The sequence below is a fragment of the Allocellulophaga tsushimaensis genome (genome assembly GCF_055383085.1).
Genome location: NZ_AP039451.1, coordinates 1,055,051 through 1,077,626, shown reverse-complemented (window position 1 = coordinate 1,077,626; position 22,576 = coordinate 1,055,051). Strand labels below are relative to the sequence as shown.

The window sequence follows — 22,576 nt, the reverse complement described above, 5'->3', positions numbered from 1 at the left end:
ATGTCAAGTAATAAAAAGACAAAGGTTGTTGCAACATTAGGTCCTGCAACAAGTAAGAAAGAAGTGCTCAGGGATATGATTAGAGCAGGAGTAGATGTCTTTAGAATTAACTTCTCTCATGCAGATTATACAGATGTTACAGCGCGTATAAAAATGATAAGAGAACTAAATGAAGAATTAGGCGTAAACATATCTATATTAGGAGATTTACAAGGGCCCAAATTAAGAGTTGGTGTGATGTCTGGAGAAGTTGTTGTAACGCCCGGAGATGAAATAACATTTGTAACTGGAGAACCTTTTGAAGGAAATGCAGAACGTGTATATATGAATTATGCTAGTTTTCCTAAAGATGTAAAACCAGGTGAAAATATTCTTTTGGATGATGGTAAACTCATGTTTAAAGTCATTAGCACAAATAAAGAAGATGAAGTTAAGGCAAAAGTTATTCAGGGAGGTCCTTTAAAATCTAAAAAAGGAGTAAACCTACCAAATACAAAAATATCTTTACCTGCATTAACAGAAAAAGATATAAATGATGCCATTTTCGCAATTTCTCAAAAAGTAGATTGGATTGCATTATCTTTTGTTCGTTTTAGTCAGGACTTAATAGATTTGCAAAATTTAATTAAAGAACATTCAGATTATAAAATTCCAATTATTGCCAAAATAGAGAAACCTGAAGCAATAGAAAACATAGATAAGATTATTGCTTATTGTGACGGGCTTATGGTTGCACGTGGAGATTTAGGAGTAGAAATTCCTGCGCAAGAAGTACCATTAATACAAAAACAACTGGTTTTAAAAGCAAAGAAAGCAAGAATACCAGTAATTATTGCCACTCAAATGATGGAGACAATGATTACTAGCTTAACACCTACAAGAGCGGAGGTAAATGACGTTGCCAATTCTGTTATGGATGGTGCTGATGCTGTAATGTTATCTGGAGAAACATCAGTTGGAAATTATCCAGTACAGGTTATAGAAAAAATGGCAAGTATTTTAAGTACTGTAGAGAATTCTAGTTTAATACATGTACCACAGGACCCACCTCATATTAAAACAAAAAGATATATTACAAAGTCTGTTTGTCATCATGCGGCTTTAATGGCTAATGATATTCAAGCAAAAGCAATATCAACATTAACAAATAGTGGGTATACTGCTTTTCAAATATCTGCATGGAGACCAAGTTCACATATTTTAGTATTTACATCTAATAAAAGAATATTAACGCAATTAAATCTTTTATGGGGTGTTAAAGCATTTTTCTATGATAAATATGTCTCAACGGATGAAACTATAGAAGATGTTAATCGCATGGCTTGTGAAAAAGGTTTTTTAGAAGTAGGAGATATGTTGATAAGTTTAGCTGCAATGCCTATTAAAGATAAAGGAATGGTAAATACACTGCGAGTTACGCAAATAGAAACATGCCATTTATAATACTTAAAAAAACAAAAAACTCCAATTAAAATCGTAATTGGAGTTTTTTGTTTTTATATATTAGTATGGGGGAACTAATTATTATGCAACTTCTCTTTCGTAAGCAATAAAATTAACTACTTTACCAGATGTGTTGTATATTGGTTCTGCCTTAATCCAACATTTGTAAGCTGAACCATCTTTTCTATAATTTAAAATAACTGTTTCAAAAGCTTCTAGATTTCTCACTGCATCACCAATTCTTTGCGAAGTTTCTTTACAGGTGTCAACGCCTTGAAACATTTTAGGTTTTTTTCCAATTAATTCATTAGAGTTATACCCGTTCATGGTAACTATATTAGTTGTGGCATGAACTATATTTATTTTTTCATCAGTAACTACAATAACTAAATCTTTATTTATTAACTGATCATTAATCGTATTTGTAATATATTCCCATTTATTCGAGAGCGCTAATTTTTCTAAAATAGATATATCACTTAAATGCCCACAAAGTTTACTAAAGTATAATCCAAAAAAGTCCCATGAAATAATTGGAAGAGCTGCGAGGTCTTGGCAATTATAAAATTTATTTGCAGCGATATCGTAATTTTTAAATTCTTTCATAACTTTGATATGATGATGGTTTTTTTTCCTTGTAAAAGGGTAGATAATTTACTGCTCAATAATAATTATACCAACAATGTTAATAAAAGAATCTTAGTCTAAAAAATTTATGAGGAATTATATTACTTTTGTTTAAACATTAGTATTCTAAGTGATTAAAACGATATGTAATCATAAACAAAAATAAACCCTAAATGCCTATAAATGAGGCTAAAAATAAATTTTTCAATAAAAATTTGTAGAATATTTTATGTTAATAAAAGGTCTTTATGAGTACAGGAAATATGTTTTTCTTAACCTTGAAAACAAGAAAATAATTATAAAAACAGACCCTAATATATCCTTCAAATAAATTATTTATTAACAACGTAACTTTACAATATATTTATTCTAAAAATAGAATATTAACATTACCATCTACATTTTCTATAGTTTTTGCCTTCTCTATTATTAACATAAAACTGATAGCTTATCATCATTAAATTGACTTGGTTGATTGATAAAAGGAAATTTGTATAAGTAAGCGGGAAAAAGCAACTACTATAATGCTGTTTTCTTATTGCAACTTTGTATTATAATTATAAAAGCAAGTTAAAAATGAAAATAGAAAGCAACAGCCTTGTTAGTTTAACAGATGTCTTCCGTCAAACTAAAAGAAAAATTAAAGAATCGGTTTCACTAGATGTGTATTGTAATAGAGAGTCTATTCATGATTTCTATTGCAACATAGAAAACCGTTAAAATTAACTTTATAAGCAAAAATTTAAAACAACAAAAATCTCATTTTCTGAGAAAATTAAAGAAGTAAATTATGAAAAAATTAGTAGCAGTAGTAGCATTAGTATTTGGAGTAGCATTTTCAGCAAGTGCACAAGATAAAATGATGAAAAAAGATATGGTTAAAACAATATCTTTAGAACAAACAACAGGAGAATTTACACAAAAGCAAATTACAGTTTCAGAAGGAACATACATTTTTGAAATTTCTAATAATGCGGTAGGTCATAATGTTGGATTTGTTTTAGTTAAAAAGGGACAGGATATCTCTAATCCTAAAAATCATATCCAAACTGCTTATGTTACTGAGCAAGTGATGACAGGAAAAAAACAAACTTCTAAGGCTACAAAATTAGAAAAAGGTGAGTATGTATATTTTTGCCCACTTAATCCAACAGCTACAGATAATACATTAACAGTAAAATAATTACTTTTAATACATTGAATTTAAAATAAATAGGCACGTAAAAACGTGCCTATTTATTTTTTATGTCATATATGATATAAAAAATTGAAGTTGAAGTAAACTTACTTATGAACTTTACATCCAATTTAATTTTTTGATTAATACAGATTTTTCTTACCCTTATGAATAATGATTTTTTATTACTTAACTACTTGTATTTCAATATATAAACATAAGTATTACGATATACGAATCAATTGTTTATTAAAGAAAGTAAAGAATCTTTATAATAAATAAAAAATTAATAAGTTTTTATAGTACTAAAAATCAATGATTTATTAAAATTTGAAAAAACTTTTACTTTTTTACTATTTCATTCTACATGCTTTTCTGCTATTAGGTCAGCAAAAATCGGACGTAATAAATTTTAAAAGAATTAATGAAGATTATGGCCTTTCTAACAATTGGGTTCGTAGTATTTTTCAGGATAGTGATGGTTTTATTTGGTTTGGAACTGCTGAAGGTTTAAATAGATTTGATGGATATGAATGTAAAAAATATATACCATTAGATGAAAATGGAAATATTATTGGTGATATTTTTATCAATAGTATTTCTCAGAAAAGTGAAAATGCATTATGGGTAAGTACAAGTAATGGAGCTTTTATTTATGAAAATAAAAAGTTAGTTCCTTTCAATTCTGTACCTATAATAGGATATAATTCTATTTTTCAATTATCAGAAAAAGTAACCTTGTTTGCGAGTAGTACTGGACTCATAAAATATGATAATGAGTCTAAAAAAACTGAAAACCTATCTGAGAAAATAGATAGTATATTTTATGGTAAAGAAGTAGTAAAAATATACAGAGACACTAAAGAAAATTTATGGTTTACTACTACTACTGGTAATGTATTTTTGCAAAATCATACTACTAAAGAATTTATAGATTATTCTAATTTTGAAGACTTAGATAAAACGTCTAAAAATAATATTATAGCCATAACAGAAGATAAAAGTGGTACGATATGGGTTGGTTTTAGTCATAATGGTATTTTTAATCTAAACCCAAGTAATTCAAAAACATTTAAAAGATTTGATGAAGGTTTTATTTTTGACTTACATGTAGATACAGATAATCAACTTTGGGTAGGGAGAGGATCTAATGTAGGATTATCAAAAATAGACCTTAATAACAATAATAAGGTTACACTATACAGAAATGATACAGGTAACATTAAAAGTATTGGTGACAATGCTGTATCAAATATTTTTGAAGATAAGACAGGAGATATTTGGTTAGGTACTTTTGGTGCAGGTGCAAACTATTTAAGCAAGAGAGAAAAATATATCTACTCTATAAATAAAAATACAATTGATAATTTACAAAATAGTGTTGTAAGTGAAATCACTGAAGATGAGCAATATATATGGATAGGTACTGAAGGGGGTTTGCATCGGTTATCAAAAACAGAAAAAATAATTAAATATTATGGCTACAGTCCACACGACGAGAATAGTTTACGTAGAACACCTGTTCATAGTTTGCTTATCGATAGTAAAAAAAACTTGTGGGTTGGTATTTGGGGAGGTGGTTTAAATAGGTATCAACCCAAAACAGATAATTTTAAACGGTATCCCATATCTAATAAAGACGGAGATATTCATAATGAGAACATAGTTAGCATTTTTGAAGATAAAAAAGAGCAGTTATGGATTGGTACTGCTGGTGGGGGAATCTATTTATATAATGAAGAGACAGATAACTTCAAAGTATTTCAAAATGATCCTAAAGATCTAAATAGCATCCCAAGTGATTATATTACTGGCATTAAACAGCTAAATGATTCAGAGTTATTACTTTCTACATATCATACCTTAATTACTTTTAACCCTGAAAAAGAAATATTTAAGGAGCATTTTTTCCCTAATAATAATAAAGTACTTAGTTATTTTATAGATAGTAAAAAAAATATATGGGTAGGTACAAGTGTTGGCTTATATACCTTAGATATTCATAAAAATGAGTTCATACCTGTTCCATTTGATGGTGGTTTTAATAATATTTCCATACAATCTATCATTGAAGATAACGAAGGACTTTTATGGCTAGGAACAAATAATGGAATTATTCAAATAAAGGAGGATGGTACCATAAAGAAGTATAATAAAGAAGATGGTTTAGCTGCCAATCAATTTAAAAAAGAATCGGTATATAAAAATAAAGAAGGTGTTTTATTTTTTGGAAGCTCTAACGGATTAAACTATTTTAACCCAAAAGAATTAACTAATAATGACAATATCCCTTCATTAGAAATTACCTCTTTTTCAGTATTAAAGTCAAAACCTAATGAAAGTAAAAGTTTTGAGTCTATTTTAGATGATGCTAATTTTTCTGATAAAATACATTTAGAGCATGACCAATCTAGCTTTGTTATATCTTTTACAGGTCTTAATTATTTACATCCAGAAGAAAATGTATATCATTACAAATTAGAAGGTTATGATAAACAATGGGTAGATTCTGAAAAAAATAGAACAGCAACATACACTAATGTAGCACCAGGAAATTATATTTTTAGAATTAAAGGAGCTAATAATGACGGTGTATGGTCTACGGCTTCAAAAGACATACAAATTACGATAGATGCGCCATGGTACAATACAAATCTATTTAAAATAATACTTGGCTTTCTGTTTTTAGTTTTATGTTTTGGGTTGTATTATAACAGAGTGGCAACCTATAGAAAACAAGAACGTAAACTTAAAATAGAGGTAGCTAACAGAACCAAAGAGCTAACAGATGCAAATATTTTGCTTAAAGAAAATGGAGCAAAAATTGAGCAACAAAATAAAGAACTCTCTTTACATAGAAATCATCTTGAAGAACGTGTAAAAGAGCGTACCATTGAGCTTCAAAAAGCAAGAGTTAAAGCAGAAGAGTCAGACAGATTAAAATCTGCTTTTATGGCCAATATGAGCCATGAAATACGTACCCCTATGAATTCTATTCATGGATTTTCTAGCTTATTAAATGAAGATTCTTTAACTGTTGAAGAAAGAGCAGAGTATATAGAAATTATAAATAGTAGTTGTAATACTTTATTAGTGTTAATAGACGATATTTTAGATATTTCTATTTTAGATGCTCAAGGTATAAAATTAAAGATAGAAAGCCTTAATGTTTATAAATTTTTAATAGAAATTGAAAAAATCTATCAATATAAACAAGGAGAAGATTTAAAAATTAAATTCAATAAAAAAAGCGACCAAGAAAATTTTGTAATACAGACAGATATTGTAAGGTTAAAGCAAGTAATTACAAATCTTATTAATAATGCTGTAAAATTTACAAGTAAAGGTTCTGTAGAATTTGGATTTTGTAATACAGATAAGATCATAAAATTTTATGTGAAGGATACAGGTATTGGAATTGCTAAAAATGATTTAGATGCTATTTTTAATCCTTTTTTAAAGGCAGGTAATAATGATACTAAACTTTATAGAGGTACCGGAATAGGACTTTCCATTTCAGAAAAAATAGTTGCAAAATATCAAGGAAAAATATGGGTAGAATCAGAACTAGGAGAAGGTTCAACTTTTTATGTAGAAATACCAATAGATGCTTCTAGCATTAGTTAAGGTAATCTCATTATTTAAAAAAAATTGCGTTTAGAAGTATAATTTAGAAAAAATGACAAAACAAGTTTCTATATTAGTTTGTGAAGATGAAAAATTTAATTTTATATTATTAAAAAAACTCCTTGAAATAATTATTGGCCCTTCACTTACAATACATCATGCTACCACAGGAGAAGAAGCAATAGCAATTTGTAATGCAACTATTGATTTGATCCTTATGGATGTAGAAATGCCAGTTATGAATGGGTTTGAGGCATCAAAAATTTTAAAAGTACAATACCCAGATACTCCTATTGTTTTACAAACAGCGCATTGTAATCAAGAATATAAAAATAAGGCAGCTGCTATAGGTTGTGATGATTTTTTAGCAAAGCCAATTGTACGTAAAGACTTTGAAACAATTTTAGAGCAGTATCTAAAAATCAAAGCGTAGTTGTATAGAAATAGGCTCTTCTTTAGGGGTAACTTTCTTTTTATCTGTATTAAGGTTACTCAAAGAAATTCCTAACAAACGAACAGAATTTTCCATTTTTTCTTGATATAAGAGCGCAGTTGCGGTTTCTAGAATTAAAGCTGCATCTGCTATAAAATACAGTAATGTTTTGCTTCTGGTTTGTAAAGTAAAATCACTATATTTTATTTTTAGTGTAATAGTTTTCCCTGCAACACCAGATTTTTTCAATCGCTTTTCTAATTCATTGGCAATATGTTTTAAACGTTCTAGCATAAAAATTTCACTACTTAAATTTTCATTAAAAGTACGTTCAGCTCCAACAGACTTAGGTATTCTATGAGGTTTAACAGGGCTTTTATGGATGCCGCGTACCACATTATAATAGTAAGGGCCATTTTTTCCAAAGTTATGTTCCAAAAATGCTAAGGGTTTTGATTTTAAATCTAAGCCAGTGAAAATGCCCAACCGATACATTTTTTCTGCAGTTACTTTACCAACACCATGAAATTTTCTGATTTCTAAATGCTCTAGAAAATGATGAACCTCTTCCGGATTTACCGTTTTTTGTCCATTAGGCTTATTATAATCACTAGCTATTTTAGCAATAAACTTATTTATAGATATTCCAGCAGAAGCGGCTAAACCAAGTTCGTTATAAATACGTTCTCTTATTTCTTTCGCAATAAGCGTTGCAGATGGATTTCCTTTTTTGTTAACAGTAACATCTAAATATGCTTCATCTAAAGATAAAGGTTCTACCAGATCGGTATACTCATAAAAGATTTGGCGAATTTTTTTAGAAATTTCTTTATATCGATCAAATCTTGGTTTTACAAAAATGAGATCAGGACAGTTTCGTTTTGCAATAACACTACTCATAGCACTACGAACACCATATTTACGAGCTTCATAGCTGGCAGCAGCAACAACACCTCTTTTTTCACTACCACCAACTGCAAGAGGCTTTCCTATTAAATTAGAATTATCTAATTGTTCTACAGAAGCATAAAAAGCATCCATATCTACATGAATAATTTTACGTAATGGTAATGTATTAGACATGCACAAATTTAGCACATAACAATTACATAAATTAGAAATAATGTTTAATGCGTATTAACCTACAAAAATGGAAGAAAATAATCTTATATTGTAAAATAAAATAGTCTTTTATCCTATATGTTTACTAGAAATATGAGTTTACAACAATTTATATTAAAAATACATGTTAACACTTATTTTTGATATAAATATATAAATTAATCTTACTATGTTTTAATAGTAAATTAAGCGTTAAGATGAAACATATTTTCTTATTTTTTTTAATGCTTTTAACATCAAACGCTATTTTAGCTCAGGATAGCGATAATGATTCTGTGCCTGATAGTGTAGACATTGATGATGATAATGATGGTATTCTTGATGTTTATGAAAATTTTATATGCACTTCAATTTTAAATTATGAATTTTATGATCTATCTCCTTCAGGAAATTCTGTAGACAACATTCCTACAACTGGAGCATTAGCTACTGGTACTATAGAAAATTTTGATGTAGATGCATTACAAGCTTTAGTAGATCCTGGAGATAGTAATACATTTTCTATTCGTTATACAGCTCGTATTTATATAAGTATCGCAGATACCTATACTTTTTTTACATCTTCTGATGATGGAAGTAAGTTGTTTATTGATGGTGTTGAAATAGTTGATAATGATGGTGCGCATGGTGTAAGAGAAAGAAATGGAACTGTTCTATTAACCCAGGGTTTTTATGATATTACTGTATTGTTTTTTGAAAATGGTGGAGGCGAATTTTTATCAGTGCAATACCAAAGTGCATCTATAGCTAAAACAGCACTAACAGATATTATATACCCCGCTACTGTTTGTGATTTTGATGGAGATGGTTTAAGTAATGATTTAGATTTAGATAGTGATAATGATGGTATTCCAGATAATGTTGAAGGGCAACCGACCAATACATACATTCCACCTTCCAATATAGATTCTGATTTAAATGGCTTAGATGATGCATACGAAACTACTCCGGGAAGTGGAGAAGGTATTTTTCCCACAAATACAATAGTACTGACATTACCAGATTTTGGAAACTTAGATACCGATTCTGATGGTGTTACAGATGAAGCAGAATCTGGAATTACATTGCTAAATTTAGATTCTGATGGTGATGGCTTAGATGATGCAGTAGATACTACAAATGCTCCTTTAGTAGGTGGAGCGCCAAATTATAATGATGCCAATGGAATTGTTAATACCCCTTCTAATCTAAAAAATACGCAGAACACTTCTAATGTAGAAGTGGATTATAGAGATAATACATTGGACAGTGATGGTGATGGTATTTTTGATCGTGTTGATGTAGATGATGATAACGATGGTATTCTTGATATTGAAGAGGCCTTAAGTTGTACAGGAGCTATTAATTATGAATTTTACGATTTATCTCCTTCAGGTAATACAGTAGATAATATCCCTACAATGGGAGCATTAGCAACAGGTACAATAGATAGTTTTGATGTAGATATATTGCAAAATTTAGTAGATCCGGGAGATAGAAATGATTTTTCTATCCGTTATACTGGTATTATTTATATAAGTACAGCAAATAACTATACATTTTATACTGCTTCAGACGATGGTAGTAAATTATTTATAGATGGTGTAGAAATAGTAAATAATGATGGATTGCATGGGGTGGTAGAACGTAGTGGCAGCTTGTTTTTAAATGCAGGTTTTTATAACCTTACTGTTTTATTTTTTGAACGTGGAGGGGGCGAATCCTTAGCTGTTCGTTATGAAAGCCCCTTTATAGCAAAAACAGATGTGCCATTTAGTATTTTATATCCAGGAGTTTGTGATACAGATGGCGATGGTATTGAAAATAGATTAGATACCGATAGTGATAATGACGGTTGCAATGATTCTAATGAAGCTTATGCTAGTATAAGTGTAGACAATGATGGTGACGGAATTTATGGAACAGGAGTACCTACTGTAAATGAAGATGGGAGGGTGGTAGGAGCAACCTACACTACCCCTGTAGATACTGATAATAATGGTATTTTAGATTTTGTAGAAAATATGGGAATTATTGTGTTAATTACTACAGACCCTACAGATGTAAATACATGCTTAGGTTGCTCTACTTCATTTACAGTAGTTTCTAATGGAGATACTTTTCAATGGCAATTTTTTAACGGTACTGATTGGGTAAACTTAACTAATTCAGGTATATATAGTGGCGTAAATACAGCAACACTAACACTTACAAGACCAACAAATATAGAAAACGGGCGTCAATTTAGAGTTATTGTATCAGTTTCTGGTACATTTTGCCTCTTGTCATCAGATGAGTCAGTATTAACTCTTACAGTAAGTAAGGTTATCTCAAATCGTAGAATAACATATCGGATTGATAGAAACTAAAGCTTATCTTCGTTTTGATATAGTTTGAATTGTGATTGAAATAGAACGAAAATTTTTAGTGAAGTCTGATGCTTTTAAAGAAGAAGCAAACGTTAGTGTACGAATAGTTCAAGGTTTCTTAAATACACATCCCGAACGTACGGTACGCGTAAGAATTAAAGGAAATAAAGGTTTTATGACGGTTAAAGGGAAGTCTAGTAATAATGGATTATCTCGTTTTGAATGGGAAAAAGAAATTACACTTACAGAAGCTGAAAATTTATTGCAACTATGTGAGAAAGGTGTTATCGAAAAAACCCGATTTTTAGTGCCTGTAGCAGATCATATTTTTGAAATAGATGAGTTTTACGGCGATAACCAAGGCCTTGTTCTTGCTGAAGTAGAGTTACAATCTGAAACAGAATCTTATGTGCAACCAGATTGGTTAGGAAAAGAGGTAACAGGAGAGATAAAATATTACAATTCGCAACTGAGTAAATATCCTTTTATAAATTGGTAAAAACATTTTAAAGCATTAATTTTTAGGGCTTTACTACCGTTATTTTTCTAGATGAAACTTCTATTGGAACAGTATTGTATAGCGCAGAATTTATCTGAAAGAAAGGTCCGCAACATTCACTATTTCCGCTACTTAGGTTAAGTACTAAAAAGCCTGTTTCAGATTCGTTTAGCTTAATTTCATATGTATTATCTCCTTCCTGACCCAATGGCGAAAAGAAAACTGATGTATTTGGACCAAGAGTGTCAATGTTAAGTTCTGTACCATCCTTAGTTATGATGATATCTTCAAAAAGATAGGTTTTGTTTTCAATTAGATTATTTCCATCTGGATCAACAAATTCTATTTCAAATTCTTGAATTACACATTCTACCTCTACCCCATCACAAATAGATTGTTTACAGGAAATAAGGCTAATACATAAGAAAATAGCAAAAGTTAATTTTAATTTCATAAGATAAAGATGTCATAAATAGTATTTAGTTGCGTACAATCTTATAAATTAAAATACATTCATAACTAATAAGTAGAACATCAAATCTTATAAAAATTTCTCTTTAATTTTAAAATATCATAAAAGATAGAATTGAAGGATGAAATTATAGTTAGAGAAATTATTATGTAGCTAAAACACCATCTTTTTCAATTAAAGGAATGTTTACCAAACTATTTTGATTTACGCTATTCTTTTCAAATACAAAGCGTTTTTCATATAATTTATCATCTGCATAATAAGTAACAAAAAACTCATTGTTAAGTTGTAAAACCTCTTCTAATAGCATTTCAATTTTTTCGAAACTTTTTGCAGCTACAACACCAATTCCATGCCGCATGGTAGATGTTTTTCGGTCGCCATCAAAACCTTTGGTAGCTACTAATACCATTTCTATGGGCGTAGTTCTGTTATTAATAATATAAGAATTCCAATCTTTAGCTAAAAATTCATCGTTCCACTCATGAACAATGGCTACAAAAACATCTTTAGCAATCGGTATTTCAATATCTTTTTTCACTTATGTGTATCACTTGTTTTTTATGGAATGTTTGGTTTCTATTTTAAACCTTATAATGCAGACTTAAATTGTTCTAAGAATCGAATATCGTTTTCACTTAATAAACGAATATCTCCTATTTGATGTAATAACATAGTAATACGATCTATACCCATACCAAAGGCAAAACCAGAATATTCTTTGGAGTCTATTCCACAGTTTTCAAGAACATTTGGGTCTACCATACCACAACCCATAATTTCTAACCAGCCAGTTCCTTTTGTAATTTTGTAATCAATTTCGGATTCTAAGCCCCAATATACATCTACTTCTGCACTTGGCTCTGTAAAAGGAAAGTAAGATGGGCGTAGTCGTATTTTAGATTTTCCAAAAAGCTCGGTTGTAAAAAATTGCAGTGTTTGCTTTAAATCTGCAAAAGAAACATCTTTATCTATATAAAGCCCTTCTACTTGGTGGAAAAAACAGTGCGAACGGGCTGAAATAGCCTCGTTACGGTATACTCTACCTGGAGAGATCGTACGGATAGGAGGCTGATTGTTTTCCATATAACGTACCTGAACAGATGAGGTATGGGTACGCAATAAAATATCTGGATTGGTTTGGATAAAAAAAGTATCCTGCATATCTCTAGCGGGGTGATATTCTGGAAGGTTTAATGCTGTAAAGTTGTGCCAATCATCTTCTATTTCAGGACCTTCAGAAACATTAAAACCTATTCTAGAAAAGATCTCTATAATTCTATTTTTAACTATAGAAATAGGGTGTCTTGCTCCTAATTCAATTGGTTCTCCCGGACGTGTTAAATCATTAGAAAAGTTCGTTTCTTTAGTTTCTGCTTCTAAAGTTTCTTTAATGGCATTGATCTTTTCTTTGGCAATATTTTTTAGTTTATTAACCGTTTGTCCAAACTCTTTTTTTTGCTCGCTTGGGACATTTTTTAATTCTGAAAGAAAATCATTTAAGAGTCCTTTTTTTCCTAAATATTTAATTCTAAAATTTTCTACAGCCTCTTTAGAGTCAGTAGAAAATTTTTCAACTTCTGCAATGTGCTCCTTTATTTTATCGATCATATCATAAAACTAAAGTCGCAAATTTAAAACTTTTAAGCCAGTATAGCAGGTATTAAAAGGGTATTTTTAAGAATAAACAAATGCTAAAATACTTCTGATTAAGAAACAGTATCTTTTACGTTTTCATTAACCCAAGCTAAGCATGTTTCAAAATTTTTAAAAATATGCGCTTCAGGAATTAAGTCTGGAATAATATCTACACGTTCCATCATGTGCCTTGGTTGCTTAGGAACATCAACTAAAAGAACATTTATATTAGACTTTTCCAGGTTAATTAAAATATCTTCTAAAGCATATACACCAGACTGATCTAAATAATGCATAAGACCCATTCTAATAATGATAGTAGATGCGGTATTTGGTATTTGACTGGACATTGCCTGAAAATCACTTGTAGATCCAAAGAATAAAGGCCCTTTTAAGTGTTTTATAAAAACTTTTTCTTCTAAGCGTTTAGGAAAATCAGCCTCATCTGGCCATGCTTCTTCTTTTTCTAGACTTTTAATATTAGAACGTTCAGCAGTAAGGTCTCCCATTTTTTTCATAAATAATAAAGAAGCAATTACAAGTCCAATTCCTACCGCATAAATAAGATCCCAAAAGGTAGAAAGCAACATTACAATTAGCATAATTAAAACTTCTGAACTAAGCTTTATTGGTCCTAAATTAATGTCTTTAGGTAAGCTAGAGATCGCTTTTAAGCCCTTGTAATCCATTACACCAATACCAACTGTAATTAAAATACCTGCTAATACTGCGGCAGGTATTTGCGATGCTATTGGAGCTAGTACTAGTAAAACAACTAATAAGAGTAAACCAGCTACCATCCCAGAAAGTTTTGTTTTTCCACCAGAATTTATATTTACTACAGTACGTATAGTAGCGCCAGCACCAGGAATACCTCCAAAAATAGCTGCAATGCTATTACCTATTCCTTGTCCTATCAATTCTTTGTTAGGCTTGTGTTTTGTCTTTGTCATATTATCTGCAATCACAGAAGTAAGCAAAGAATCTATAGTTCCTAAAAGTGCTAATGTTAGTGCGGTAACGATATATGGAGTTATTGCACTAAATTGAAAAGAAGTAAATATCTCTAACTTGGGAATAGGTAAACTTTGAGGAATTTCTTCAATTGGCCTGTAATTTAAACCAAAACCATAAGCAACGCCAGATACTACAAGTAAAGCAACTAAAGTGCTAGGGATTACAGTTGTTATTTTCTTGAACCCAAAGACAATTAATATGGTTGCTATAGCTAAACCAAGTTCTAACCAATTGATGTGTTGTATAGCTCTAGGGAGTATATTTAGTGCCCCTAATACACCAGATGTTTTTGTTTTTGCAATTGTTTTAGATTCTTTTAGAATTAATGCGTCGGTAATTTTAGAAGATTTATCAATTGCCTCTTTAAAATTTTCTACCCTTAAAATATTTTCTCCTTGCGCTTCTTTTAAATTGTTGTTAAGAATAATTTCTTTTGCTTGCGGCTTAAATTGATTTACAAAGTCTACATCTTCTTTAGGGTAATATCCTATAGCAGGTAGTATTTGTGTAATGAGAATAATAAGACCAATAGCAGTCATAAAACCAGAAACTACTGGATACGGAATATAGCGGATATATTTACCTAGTCCTAACAATCCTAAACCTATTTGCATTAAACCTGCGAGCAAAAATACAGTTAGTATAGCTGGTAAAGCTTTTTCTACACTACCATCATTAGTTGCAATTATACCTGCTATAACAATCATACTTACTGCTGTCATAGGAGCTGTTGGGCCAGAGATCTGTGTGTTAGTTCCTCCAAATAAGGCCGCAAAAAAACCAATGAATATGGCTCCATAGAGTCCCGCGCTAGGTCCCAAACCAGAGCTTACACCAAAGGCTAGTGCTAAGGGTAAGGCTACTATACCTGAGGTTGCTCCTCCAAAAAGATCGCCTTTAAAGTTTGAGAAAAGATTTTTCATATCACAGAGTGTTATTTTTTTAATTATAGTTAAAAATAAGAAAAGCCAATAAAACTTTATTGGCTTTTCTGAAATAAGGATTTTACTTTCTAATAGAATTTTACCGCTCCTGTAGCTACATCATACATAGCACCTACAATCATAATTTCTTCTTGCTGTTCCATTTCAGCAAGGATAGGACTATTTTTACGAATATTTTCTTTGGTAAGTTCTACATTTTTAGCAGCAACTTCATTTACAAAATCTATATTTTTAGAATTTCTTAATTTTTCGTCTATGGGCTCTTTAACAGCTTCTACTGCAGGTTCTATTTTATGAATCAATGCAGTTAAATTCCCTAACCTAGCATGGTCACATGCTCCTTTTACGGCACCGCAACTAGTATGGCCTAGAACCACTATTAATTTAGTTCCTGCAAGTTTACTTGCAAACTCCATACTCCCTAAAATATCTTCATTTACAAAATTCCCAGCAATTCTAATGCTAAAGATATCACCTATGCCTTGGTCAAAAAGTAATTCTGCAGAAACCCTAGAGTCAATACAATGTAATACTGTGGCAAAAGGGAATTGCCCTGTACTAGTATCTTCTACTTGCTCTAATAAATTTCTGTTTACTAGCGTATTTGTTATAAATCTTTTATTTCCTTCTTTTAAAGCTTGTAAAGAGGTTTCAGGGGTCATTAATGCTTGTGATCCTTTGGTATGTGCTTTCATATTTTTTATTTTAAGAACACTTTGGATATGGTGTTTTAGTTTATTTATTCGTTTTTTGGTCTAAGTTTAAAGAATTCTATATAACTATCTGGGTTTTCTATTTCTCCGTTTTCAGAAATTAACTTAATATCAATATTTTTGGTTTTAGCTTTCCCAGAAAAATCTTCAAGAATTTCTATAATATCATGATCTAAGTATCTTGTTTTTCTAACATCTAACTCTAAAAAAGAATTCTCAGGTAAATTATCTAATTCCTTTAAAATAGCTCCTTTATTAAAAAAAGTTACTTCTTCTGCCAGTGTCATTTTTATTTTTCCATCATCTACATCCTCTCCTTCTTTGTGTAAAAAGTGTGAGTTTTGAAAACTTTTAATAAGAATAACAACAATACCTACCGCTAAACCAAGGCCTATACCCAACAATAAATCGCCCGTTATTGCCATTGGTAAAACAGTAGTTATAAAAGGTAGCCATTGTTTCCAACCCAACTTAAACATACTCTTAAAAGTTGAAGGTTTAGCCAATTTAAAACCTACTACAAATAATACTGCCGCTAATACCGATAGTGGAATTTTATTTAATAAAACTGGAATAAGGATAACAGAAATTAATAATAAAAAACCATGTATTATGGCAGACATCTTTGATCTACCGCCAGATTGGATATTTGCAGAACTCCGAACAATTACTTGTGTAATAGGTAAACCTCCAATTAACCCAGATATTATATTTCCTGTTCCTTGTGCTATTAACTCTCGATTTGTGGGAGTTACATTTTTATGGGGATCTAATTTATCAGTAGCTTCCACACATAGTAAAGTTTCTAAACTTGCAACAATTGCAATAGTAAAAGCAATAACCCATACATTTTTATCAGTAATTGCAGAAAAATTAGGGAAACTAAATTGCCCTTTAAAACTATCAAAACTATCTGGAACTGGTACAGACACAAGTTGGTTATTTGTTAAACCTAGCGCTTCACCCTTTGTTATTATATAAAAGATAATTCCAATCACCACAGCTACCAATGGCCCTTGAATCAACTGGAATATCTTTCCTTTTTTAGAAAGTACATTTGACCATAAAAGTAAAATGCCTAAGGCTAGTATGCCAATTAATGTTGCTCCTAAACTTATGTTGCCACTTATAAGCGCATTTATGGAGTTTAGAAGTCCTGATATTAAATTATCCCACTCTACCTGTAAAAAGTCAAAATTACCTTTTGGATTTTTATCCATTCCAAAGAAATAAGGGATTTGTTTTAAGATAATGATAATCCCAATACCTGTTAGCATTCCTTTAATAACTGATGATGGAAAGAAATAAGCTATAACTCCCGCTCTAGCTATTCCTAAAAGTATTTGCATAATACCTCCTAAAACAACTGCCACTAAAAACTTTTCAAAGCCGCCGTTTTCTAAACCCCCAAGGGTAACTATAGCAGCCAAAACTATGGCGGCTAAACCTGCAGCAGGACCACTAACTCCAATAGCGGAACCACTTAAGCTACCTACAACAATTCCGCCAATAATACCGGCTATTAAGCCAGAAAATAACGGTGCACCACTAGCTAAAGCAATACCAAGGCATAATGGTAAGGCTACAAAAAATACAACAACACTTGCTGGAAGGTCGTTTTTTAATGTTTTAAACATATTTTAAAAATTTTATTCATCCAAAAAAATGATATGGATGGCATGTTGATATTTTAATAAATTAAAAATGTAAAGCTAAACTAGATAAAATGTTTAGGAGGAGGGAGAATTATTTTGGGTGTATGAAAGGTATTTTGTGAAAAATAATGTTTTAATACAATTGTTTTTTGCCTAAAGTTAGTTAGCATATAATTTGTATTGCTATCAGGTAAAAACTTTTGACTTTCAATATCACTCTCACCTTCCTGACTTCCATTTTTTTCTTCCTCATCACTCATACATGAGCTAATAAATGACATGTCATGATCCAATAAAGCTATGGTAGGCTGCCCCACAGTAGTAAAGAACCAAAGGATTAGTAATATAAAATGTAATGTTCGGTTTACCATTCTCAGATAAAAATAAAAATAATAGTAATACTATTGTAAAATAAATTTAGAAATCCTTTAATAATTTTATGCTTTCAGCACTTAGCCAACCTGTTTTTCCATCAGCAATGCTAATTTTTTTCCAATCATTTAGCTCTTCTAGTACATTTACTTTAGTTCCTTCATGAAGTTTAAAAACTTCGGGCCCATTGGCATTTGGTTCAGCTTTTACTTCTACTTCTTCTTTAAATACTATTGCTGGTTGGTCTATATTAAAATTATTATACTCTGTAATAGCAATACCTATGGCAATAAATGATACTAATAAGAGCGTTACACTAATAATAAATGAAATTCTTTTGTATAATGCATATTTAAAAAAGTAGTAGCATAAATAGAATGCTACAAATAAGAACATTAAAATTACTGCTAAATAGGCCCATCCTTCAAAAGATAATAACTTGGTAATATTTTTAATGATTTTTGAAAAACCGGTTTCTGGTAATATCTCTATTGCATCTATAGTAGTATTCTGCGCAAAAAAGAGATTGTTTTTTATTTCTGCATTATTTGGGTCAAGCAATAATGCTTTTTCATAATAATAAATGCTAGGCGCTATTTTATTTTGCTTGTAATATACATTCCCTAAGTTAAAATAAAGTGATGCAGAATGAGCACCGTTTTCTATAATTTTCAGGTAATTTGTTTCTGCTTCTTCATAATTAGCAGCATTGTAAGCATCATTTGCTTTTTTAAATAATACGGTGTTTTGAGCATTACTTCCTAAAAAGGATACAAATAAAAGTAGTGTTATTATTTTTCTCATCACTTATAGTTGTTTATCCATAACAGAAATTACTTCGCTAGCATTAGTATAATCTTGTTGCATTTGTACATCAGAAAAAGGACTGTATCTTGCCATTTCGCAATTTTTAAGGAGGGCAATAAAACGTTCAGATGTTTCTGTTTTTATATTTTTATCATTTAGTAATTCTTCAATTTTATCTTTGCTAAATTCTGATGTTTCTATCTTTAATTTTGCTTTTAAATAATTATGTAATGCTCTTTCTAAAGCGATATAAAATGCTTCTTTATTACCTAAAGTTTTCTTAGCTTCAGAAAGATATTTTTTTGCTAATTTATTGGCTTTCCTTAATTTATTCCCTACAACATCACCTTGTCTAGCATCTTTTTTCTTGCCAATAAGAATTACTATTGGGATCAATAATAATGGTAAAAATAACGAAAGATAAAAACGGGTAGAACCAAAAAAGTAGTCTGTCTTTATTTTTGTTAAATTAGGTTTTAGATTAATAAAATGAAATTGATTTCCTGTAGCAACTATAGCTTGCCTATTTGTATTTGTTGTGGTATTAGCAACTGTATTTTGATTGGTTGGCCCATTAATAACGTTTATAAAGAGTTCTTCAGAATTTATAGTAACGTATTCCTGTGTTTTAGGATTAAAATAGGAGAAAGGAATACTTTGCACAGGGTATTTTCCTTTGTATGAAGGGACTATCGTATACGTATTTTTTTTATATCCAGACATTCCTGTTGATGTAGTTCTTACTTTTTCATCAAATTCTGGATCGTAAACATCTAAAGAGCTAGGTAAGGTAAGTTCTGGGAGTTGAAACAATTTTAAGTTTCCTTTACCTTCTACTTTTACAATTGCTTGGAGAGATTCTGAGGCATCTAAGGATGATTTACTTGTGCTAACAGAAAAATCAAAATTACCTACAGCACCAGTAAAACTTTCGGGCTTTCCTTTAGTGGGTAATGCTTTTACATTTATAGTACGTCTACCTGCTGATACGTTATTTATCACTTTGGAATAAATAGGCCTACCCGTAAAACTCCTTCTGCCTGTAAAAACTTCTGCTTGTACCCGCCAAGTGGAGGGTTCTATGTTTAGTTTTCCAGATTTTTGTGGATATACAACTACCTTTTTTACTGTACAGTACTTGTAGGGTTTTCCATCGTATTTTCCATCTTTTATGGTATACCTTGAGATGGGAATTTCTTCGCTCCAAAAATTGGTGTATTTTGGTGCATCTACTTCATCAAAATTAATGTTTTGTATTTCTCCCCCTATATATAGATTGTAATTAATAGTAATAGGCTCGTTTAAATACGGACTTCCTTTAGATACTTCTGCCACTAAATGAATATTTTCATCTGCAACATCTTGTAATGTTTTTGGAGCATTAGGGTCTTTAATGGCAGAGGTGATTGTTACTTTCTTTGCTAGAGATTTATAAACCTTACCATCTATTTCTACAGTTGCTTGTCCTATTTTATAAGAACCTGTGGATTTTGGTTGTAAGATATAAGCGTAAGATTTAGAATATGTTTTCTTTTTACCATTCAAAGTAATAATATCTAGTGCATTAATACTTTGAAATGGTCCTCCAAGAACATCAAAGTTGTTAAAAGTTGGAGGAGTAAAATTATCTCCGTTTTTATTCATTTCAAAAGTAACTCGTAACTTTTCATTAATGCCAAGCTTTTGTTTGCTTAATTTTAACTCAAAAGTTACCTCATCTTGCGCATTTACATTAATTGCGAAGAAAAATATACTTATTAATATGGTATAACTTTTAGCTGTAAAATGCATTACCAATCTTTTTCATTTCTTGTTTTAACACCCTTTGCTTTTTTAGCATTTATTTTTTTCTGCACCTTATCTTCTTGATTTTGCATTGCTTTTAGCAAATTTTGTAATTGCTGAGGTGATAATTGACTTTTTCTTGGCTTTTTTTCTCCTTTTTCGTCAGATGGTTTATCTCCTTTATTGGGTTTCTTTTTCTGATCTTCTTTATCTCCGTCCCCTTCTTTTTTATCTTCTTTTTTTTCGTCTCCTTTATCTCCTTCTTTTTCTTTTCCGTTTTCGTCTTCTTTTTTGTCTCCTTCTTTTTTATCTTTTTCTTTATCCTCGCCGTCCTTTTTTTGATCGTCTTCGCCGTCTTTGTTATTTTTCTGATCTTCTTCTTGCTTTTTTAGTAATTTTTGAGCTAAAGCTAAATTATAACGTGTTTCTTCATCTGTAGGATTATTTCTTAGTGCATTTTTATAGGCTTCTACAGCTTTTTTATACTCTTTACTTTTCATAAACACATTTCCCATATTATGGTAGGCTTTGTGTTTGTCGGTTTTGGTATCAGCTAATTCAACAGCTTGTTTGTAACGGGAAAATGCTTCTCCATAGGTTTCTTCTGTATAATAAGCATTTCCTAAATTATAGGGTGCAGCTGCATTTTCATTACTCTTAGAGATTGCTTCTCTATAATTTACCTCAGCGGTAATAAAATCTTCTTCGGACAGCTTTTTATTTGCCTCCCAAGTAAGGTTTTTTGATGCGTTTAATTTTTTAACGAGTTCTTCTTTTTTATCTTCCTGAGCATTTGCAAAACTTACAACAACAAGAAATATACATAGTAACTTTTTCATAATACTTGGTTTTCTTTTTCATTAAATAAATTAAGTTTTCTAAGCCATTTGGTTTTTCTATCTAATAAAAATAAGTCTAAAAATAAGAAGAAGAATCCAATAGCAAGAAACCATTGGTACCGATCTTCATAATCTGAAAACTGTTTGGATTCAAATTCTGTTTTTTCTAGTTTGTTGAGTTCTTCTTTTATAAAGGATAAGGTTTCTTTAGTAAATTCTCCACTAACGTATTTTCCATTTCCTTCATCTGCAATTTCTTTTAATATTGCTTCGTTTAGTCTTGTAATTACCGTCTCGCCCTGCAAGTCTTTTTTAAAACTTTCTACAATGCCATTTCTTTTTAAAGGTATTGGACCGCCCTTCGCTTTCCCCAATCCAATGGTAAACATTCTAATACCTTTTTCAGTGGCATACTCAACAAAATCAGAGATATCTACATCCGAATGGTCTTCCCCATCAGAAATAATAAATAAAACCTTACTGGTATTACTTTCTTCATCAAAATAGTCGTCTGCAGCTAATTTTATAGCTTGCCCTATGGCTGTTCCTTGTGAAGATAACATATCTGTATTTACACCTTCTAAAAACATTTTTGCTGCGCTATAATCTGTTGTTATAGGTAGTTGCGGATAAGCCTGCCCAGCATAAGCAATAATACCAACTCTATCACTAGCAGTCTGATTTATAATTTCGGAAATTAAACGTTTTCCTTTTTCTATTCTATTTGGAGCAATATCTTCCGCCAGCATACTTTTAGAAACATCTAAAGCAAAAACGATATCAATACCTTCTCTTTTAAAGGTTTCTAATTTTGAACCCACTTTTGGGTTTACTAAACCAAGAATAAGAAAAAATAAACCAGTAATAATCACCAAAAACTTTAAGTTAGATTTAAAGATAGATCTATCTGGAGTTAATCGTTTTAACAAATCTGAATCTGCAAACTTCTTTTGCGTTTTTCGTTTCCAAAATTGAAGTAACACGAAAACCACCACCATTATTGGGATGATGAGTAATAAATAAAAATATATTTTCTCCTCTAATCGAATCATTTCTTT

General features: G+C 30.6%; 19 protein-coding genes. 6 read left to right on the top strand and 13 right to left on the bottom strand.

The window, feature by feature from the left end:
• Window positions 1–1,443, top strand: coding sequence for a pyruvate kinase (gene pyk / locus ACZ451_RS04700; RefSeq protein WP_464215944.1), 1,443 nt, complete (start codon window positions 1–3; stop codon window positions 1,441–1,443).
• An 81-nt stretch (window positions 1,444–1,524) separates the two neighbouring features.
• Here the strand turns inward: pyk and ACZ451_RS04695 are convergent, their stop codons facing one another.
• A complete protein-coding gene (locus tag ACZ451_RS04695) occupies window positions 1,525–2,049 on the bottom strand; it encodes a PAS domain-containing protein (RefSeq protein WP_464215943.1) in 525 nt (174 codons plus the stop codon).
• An 811-nt stretch (window positions 2,050–2,860) separates the two neighbouring features.
• Here ACZ451_RS04695 and ACZ451_RS04690 point away from each other — a divergent pair.
• The 3 genes from ACZ451_RS04690 to ACZ451_RS04680 all read left to right on the top strand — a co-directional run bounded on the left by ACZ451_RS04690 (window position 2,861) and on the right by ACZ451_RS04680 (window position 7,307).
• Window positions 2,861–3,253, top strand: coding sequence for a plastocyanin/azurin family copper-binding protein (locus tag ACZ451_RS04690; RefSeq protein WP_464215942.1), 393 nt, complete (start codon window positions 2,861–2,863; stop codon window positions 3,251–3,253).
• Between the two features lie 324 nt (window positions 3,254–3,577).
• Window positions 3,578–6,874: a ligand-binding sensor domain-containing protein gene (locus ACZ451_RS04685; RefSeq protein ID WP_464215941.1), complete on the top strand. Its 3,297-nt coding sequence runs from the start codon at window positions 3,578–3,580 to the stop codon at window positions 6,872–6,874.
• Window positions 6,875–6,926: 52 nt separating this feature from the next.
• The gene (locus ACZ451_RS04680; RefSeq protein WP_464215940.1) at window positions 6,927–7,307 is read left to right on the top strand and encodes a response regulator; all 381 of its coding nucleotides are present in this window, start codon (window positions 6,927–6,929) and stop codon (window positions 7,305–7,307) included.
• On the opposite strand, the gene dinB is transcribed toward ACZ451_RS04680, so the two are convergent.
• Window positions 7,290–8,390, bottom strand: a complete 1,101-nt coding sequence (gene dinB, locus ACZ451_RS04675) for a DNA polymerase IV (protein ID WP_464215939.1) — start codon at window positions 8,388–8,390, stop codon at window positions 7,290–7,292. The two genes, ACZ451_RS04680 and dinB, sit on opposite strands and share 18 nt — an antisense overlap.
• Window positions 8,391–8,626: 236 nt before the next feature.
• On the opposite strand from dinB, the gene ACZ451_RS04670 reads away from it, so the two are divergent.
• Together ACZ451_RS04670 and ACZ451_RS04665 are read left to right on the top strand one after the other, a co-directional pair.
• On the top strand, window positions 8,627–10,777 hold the full coding sequence (locus ACZ451_RS04670; RefSeq protein WP_464215938.1) for a PA14 domain-containing protein: 2,151 nt from the start codon (window positions 8,627–8,629) through the stop codon (window positions 10,775–10,777).
• Between the two features lie 31 nt (window positions 10,778–10,808).
• The gene (locus ACZ451_RS04665; RefSeq protein ID WP_464215937.1) at window positions 10,809–11,276 is read left to right on the top strand and encodes a CYTH domain-containing protein; all 468 of its coding nucleotides are present in this window, start codon (window positions 10,809–10,811) and stop codon (window positions 11,274–11,276) included.
• Window positions 11,277–11,298: 22 nt separating this feature from the next.
• On the opposite strand, the gene ACZ451_RS04660 is transcribed toward ACZ451_RS04665, so the two are convergent.
• The 11 genes from ACZ451_RS04660 to ACZ451_RS04610 all read right to left on the bottom strand — a co-directional run bounded on the left by ACZ451_RS04660 (window position 11,299) and on the right by ACZ451_RS04610 (window position 22,570).
• The gene (locus tag ACZ451_RS04660; protein WP_464215936.1) at window positions 11,299–11,730 is read right to left on the bottom strand and encodes a hypothetical protein; all 432 of its coding nucleotides are present in this window, start codon (window positions 11,728–11,730) and stop codon (window positions 11,299–11,301) included.
• 163 nt (window positions 11,731–11,893) lie between these two features.
• Entirely contained in the window at window positions 11,894–12,289 is a 396-nt protein-coding gene (locus ACZ451_RS04655) for a hypothetical protein (protein ID WP_464215935.1), read from the bottom strand.
• A gap of 50 nt (window positions 12,290–12,339) precedes the next feature.
• On the bottom strand, window positions 12,340–13,359 hold the full coding sequence (gene pheS, locus ACZ451_RS04650) for a phenylalanine--tRNA ligase subunit alpha (RefSeq protein WP_464215934.1): 1,020 nt from the start codon (window positions 13,357–13,359) through the stop codon (window positions 12,340–12,342).
• 98 nt (window positions 13,360–13,457) lie between these two features.
• Complete coding sequence (locus tag ACZ451_RS04645; protein ID WP_464215933.1) at window positions 13,458–15,326, bottom strand: SulP family inorganic anion transporter; 1,869 nt, start codon at window positions 15,324–15,326, stop codon at window positions 13,458–13,460.
• A gap of 89 nt (window positions 15,327–15,415) precedes the next feature.
• Window positions 15,416–16,069 (bottom strand): carbonic anhydrase family protein, encoded by a 654-nt coding sequence (locus ACZ451_RS04640; RefSeq protein WP_464216896.1) that lies wholly within the window; start codon window positions 16,067–16,069, stop codon window positions 15,416–15,418.
• 17 nt (window positions 16,070–16,086) lie between these two features.
• Window positions 16,087–17,697 carry a SulP family inorganic anion transporter gene (locus ACZ451_RS04635; protein WP_464215932.1) on the bottom strand — a complete coding sequence of 537 codons (1,611 nt, stop codon included), beginning with the start codon at window positions 17,695–17,697 and terminating at the stop codon, window positions 16,087–16,089.
• A gap of 80 nt (window positions 17,698–17,777) precedes the next feature.
• Entirely contained in the window at window positions 17,778–18,086 is a 309-nt protein-coding gene (locus ACZ451_RS04630) for a hypothetical protein (protein WP_464215931.1), read from the bottom strand.
• A 46-nt stretch (window positions 18,087–18,132) separates the two neighbouring features.
• Window positions 18,133–18,891, bottom strand: coding sequence for an SH3 domain-containing protein (locus tag ACZ451_RS04625; RefSeq protein ID WP_464215930.1), 759 nt, complete (start codon window positions 18,889–18,891; stop codon window positions 18,133–18,135).
• A gap of 3 nt (window positions 18,892–18,894) precedes the next feature.
• The gene (locus ACZ451_RS04620; protein WP_464215929.1) at window positions 18,895–20,685 is read right to left on the bottom strand and encodes a BatD family protein; all 1,791 of its coding nucleotides are present in this window, start codon (window positions 20,683–20,685) and stop codon (window positions 18,895–18,897) included.
• Entirely contained in the window at window positions 20,685–21,518 is an 834-nt protein-coding gene (locus ACZ451_RS04615) for a tetratricopeptide repeat protein (protein ID WP_464215928.1), read from the bottom strand. Before ACZ451_RS04615 ends, ACZ451_RS04620 begins: the two co-directional genes overlap by 1 nt.
• On the bottom strand, window positions 21,515–22,570 hold the full coding sequence (locus ACZ451_RS04610; RefSeq protein ID WP_464215927.1) for a VWA domain-containing protein: 1,056 nt from the start codon (window positions 22,568–22,570) through the stop codon (window positions 21,515–21,517). The genes ACZ451_RS04615 and ACZ451_RS04610 overlap by 4 nt, the downstream gene beginning before the upstream one ends.
• Between the last annotated feature and the right edge of the window lie 6 nt (window positions 22,571–22,576).